Consider the following 3,746-nt stretch of genomic DNA (forward strand, 5'->3'; position numbering starts at 1 on the left):
AGGCGTGTTCTTGCGCACAGGATATTCGCTTCGCCAATGGTCTTCTGCGCGATGCGCACCGGTACAGCAACCTCTCGCAGATGCATACCAATGAGTGTGCCGCCAATATCCAGTCCGGCATGGGCGCGAATGTGCTCGACAGCAACCGGCTCATCAAAGTTTTCCCAACAGGTCGTGGCAAACGAACCGCCTGCCTTCGGCTGCGGCAAAACATTGACCGGCTCATAGCCATATGCCTCGGCTGCCTGCTGTTCCATAATAATCGCGCGATTGAGGTGTTCGCAGCACTGTGCCGCCAGATAAATGCCATGCGGCTCCAAAGCGGCATAGGCACCGCGGTAAATGGCTCCAGCAATATCCATAGACGAAGCAGAGCCGATCTTCTGACCGCCCACTTCGCTTGTTGAACATCCAATGACAAACAGGTCTCCCATCTTGAGTTTTGCCTGCTCCAATACTTCACTGACAGCTTTTTGTGTCTCTTGTTCGATTTGTTTGAGTTCCATGATGCACGTCCTCCTTACGATTCTCTCGTCTTATTCCCGTATCATCTGGCAATATGTCAGCGGTTCAAAGCCCATCTTTTTATATAGTGCGGCAGCGCGGGTGTTTTCCGGCGTGACTTCCAAGCGAAACCGTGCCGTATCCGGATATGCCGAAAACAGCCAATCGAAAAAGGCGTGTCCCAGTCCCTGTCCGCGCAGTTCCGGCTCAATAAACAATTCCTCTATCATCACGCAGGCTCCCGCTTCTGTTGCGTACATATGGGTCAAATACGCATATCCTGCGTGTTTATCGCCCAAATACAGCATACAGCCCTCTATCAGTGGATTATCCGATACGGCCTGTTCAAAGCTGCGCGCCAGCACGCGTTCCGGCACCGGATGCGTGACAGCGTCCGACTGATAAAAGTCCTTCACGCGCGGCATAACATACGCCTGATCCGCCTGCGTCATGCGTTTGACAGTCAACATGTTCTATCATTTCCTATTCTAAACTTATTGCAGTGCCTGCTGGGCAATCGCGCGGCGGCACTGCGTCAAATGCAGCAGCATGGCGTCGTACGCCGCCATCTGATCGTGTGCACCAATTGCCGTGAGAATTTCTCTGTTGCTGCGCGCCAGTTCCTCCAGCGCCTTCTGTGACGGCGTACCAGCCAGCATAGACGGTGGGCCGCACAAAATGACCGCCAGATTGGGCACGACAACATTGCCCGATGTCCGGGCAATGGCAGCGTGATAGGCGGTATTTTCCTCCGAAAAATCCTCGCCCGCCAGCATTTTCTTCTCGCAGGCATCGCACAGCTCCATCAGATGCTGCAATTCTTCCGGCGTGCAGCGGCTCGCCGCCAGCGACGCCAGACGCGGTTCCAGCAAAAAGCGCAGTTCGAGCAAATCCGTCGCCACTTGTACTTTGTCGGTCAAAAATTCTAAGCCGAGCGGGTCTTCACTGACGCCGCTCCGGTCGGAAACAAAGGTACCGGAACCACGGCGAATCTCTACAACGCTGCGGCTGACCAAGGTCTTAATCGCCTCGCGCAGAGTGCTGCGTCCGACGCCGAGTGTTTTTGCCAATTCAAATTCGTTTGGCAGCTTATCGCCGGGCTTGAGCTTTTGCCCGATAATGCTGCGGACGATTTCATCCGCCACGCGGTCTGTCAGCAGTTTTCCGGTTTCCATGATTCTGATTCCTTTCTGTTCTCTCTATATAAGTTTATCCCGCCGTTGTGTTGCAAACGGCATTGTCGCTCGCCTGAATGGCTCTTGTCTGGATACCGCAGTACTTCATATACGGCAGCAGCTGACGAAGGACGGTATCTGTTGCCACACTGCCGTCAAAGCGTACCGCCGGTGTTCCTGTCGTGTCAATGGCCTTAGATACCGCCTGATAGCTGGCATCTGCCGCCTGTCTCGATTCGTTCGCGCTGGTATTCCAATCCCAAACGCGATAACCCGCGTTGAGCAGTGTATTGAGCGTTTCGCTGCTGATATTGCCGGAGGTTCCGCCGGAAATGCGTACCAGACGCGTCGGCATACCAGTAATCACAGACAACTGCTTGTTTGCCTGATCCAGCAGAGCAACTGCATTGCCGCTGTTTGCCTGCTCCGGTGTCAGCAGCAAACCGATGCTGTTGCCGTCACCCGTCAAATGGCGCAGCATATCATCCGAGCCATACAGATTCTCTGTCGATACAAAGAAGGTCGCCTGCATTCCGCTCGCGGACAGTGTATCCGCAATCGAACCTGCCACATCATCCAGCTTGCTGTCTATCGTGAGATACACGGCGTCCGGAATATTTTTCGGCATGGTATAGGCGAATTCCGTCACTGTGACTGTGCTGCCCGGCATATACAAGAAGGTATTGCCCGTGTTCGGCACGTACGTAAACTGGCTGCCAACGCCGGTAATCGGCTTGGTCAGGGTGTTGCCCGTATTGCTGCCGGTGCTCGGCTTGCTGCTCGGCGAGCTTGGCTGTTTGCTCGGCTGCGGAGCCGGTGTCGGCTGGTTGTTGTGATTCGGCTGGTTATCCGGTTTGTTGTCCGGCTGGACATTACCATCCTGAACCGTGACAGTGCAAGACGCCGTGACACCGCCCACAGACACGGTGATGCGCGTGGTACCGGCACGAACGCCGTAAATTCTGCCGTCTTTATAGTAAGCAATGGACGCATCTTCCGACTCCCACTGCGCAGATGCAATATCAGCATCTGCCGGTGTCGGTGTCACCTGAACCGCAATGCTGTCTCCAACGAACATCTTTGTGCTGCTCGGCTTGATGGTCAGCGATTTCACATCGGACTCGACAGAAATCGTCAATTTTGCGGTGACATTGCCCGCTGCCGCTGTAATCGTTGCCGAACCAGCCTGATGCGCCGTCACCTTGCCATTGCTGTCGACGGACAAAACGTCCGGTTGGTCTGATTTCCATGTAATTTTCGCATCATCCCGCGCCTCTGACGGAGTGATGGACAGCTGCAGTTTCTGGGTCTCTCCGACGCGCATTTCCTGCGTGCCCTCGATGGTCATGGTTTCGACTGCATAGCCGGAAACTGTAATCGTGCAGGAAACCTTTCTGCCGTCAGCCAGGATTTTGCCGACTGTCGCTGTTCCCACTTTTTTTGCCGTGACCACACCGGTCTCTGCATCAATCTCTACGGCATTGCCGCCTTCCAAAATGCCCCATTTGGTATCTTGGCTGGGGTTTTCACCGGAACCCTCTGCTTGATTGTCGGATTTTGTTCTGTCACCGACATAACTAATGGACAGCTTGACCTGTTCACCGATTTTCATCGTTGCCGATCTCGGCTTATCCGGTTCCAATACAATCTGCTTTCGCACCGGCGCGGCAGTAGCCGCACTATTTTCCTTTGGCGTTGCCACAGCAACCGCACCGCAAAGCAGCACGCCGCAAAGCAAAGCACAAAGCATTTTCGTCATTTTTTTCATGTGATTCTCATCTCCCTGCGATACCCGCATAGATATTTATTCAGGTTTATTATACCGCACACACCGGTATTTGTCACAGCATTTTTGCCGGAATTCTAAACAAATTTACGCAGTGTTTCCCTAGGCAAATCAATCGACATTTTTTTGCGTTTTGTTTCATATCCCGCTTTCTGTTGCGCACCCCTTCGAGCAATGTTATAATAAATATATCTTTTCATTGCATCACAACAGGGAGGGCAACCATGAACATCGAACAGCAAATTCGAGAATTTTTAACCGGACAGAGTGCCAAGGCATAT

4 protein-coding genes are annotated in these 3,746 nt (G+C 53.2%); all 4 read right to left on the reverse strand.

Annotated elements, in window-relative coordinates:
• The coding region (locus ACR0P9_RS08895; protein ID WP_432619323.1) for a TIGR01440 family protein at positions 1-506 on the reverse strand (506 nt) is incomplete at its 3' end.
• 30 nt (positions 507-536) lie between these two features.
• Complete coding sequence (locus tag ACR0P9_RS08900) at positions 537-974, reverse strand: GNAT family N-acetyltransferase (RefSeq protein ID WP_432619325.1); 438 nt, start codon at positions 972-974, stop codon at positions 537-539.
• Between the two features lie 24 nt (positions 975-998).
• Complete coding sequence (locus ACR0P9_RS08905) at positions 999-1,679, reverse strand: FadR/GntR family transcriptional regulator (protein WP_432619327.1); 681 nt, start codon at positions 1,677-1,679, stop codon at positions 999-1,001.
• Between the two features lie 34 nt (positions 1,680-1,713).
• A complete protein-coding gene (locus ACR0P9_RS08910) occupies positions 1,714-3,447 on the reverse strand; it encodes an Ig-like domain-containing protein (protein ID WP_432619329.1) in 1,734 nt (577 codons plus the stop codon).
• Between the last annotated feature and the right edge of the window lie 299 nt (positions 3,448-3,746).

Origin of the sequence: Butyricicoccus sp. (genome assembly GCF_050872565.1) — a bacterium.
In the GTDB taxonomy this organism is placed as follows: domain Bacteria; phylum Bacillota; class Clostridia; order Oscillospirales; family Butyricicoccaceae; genus Butyricicoccus_A.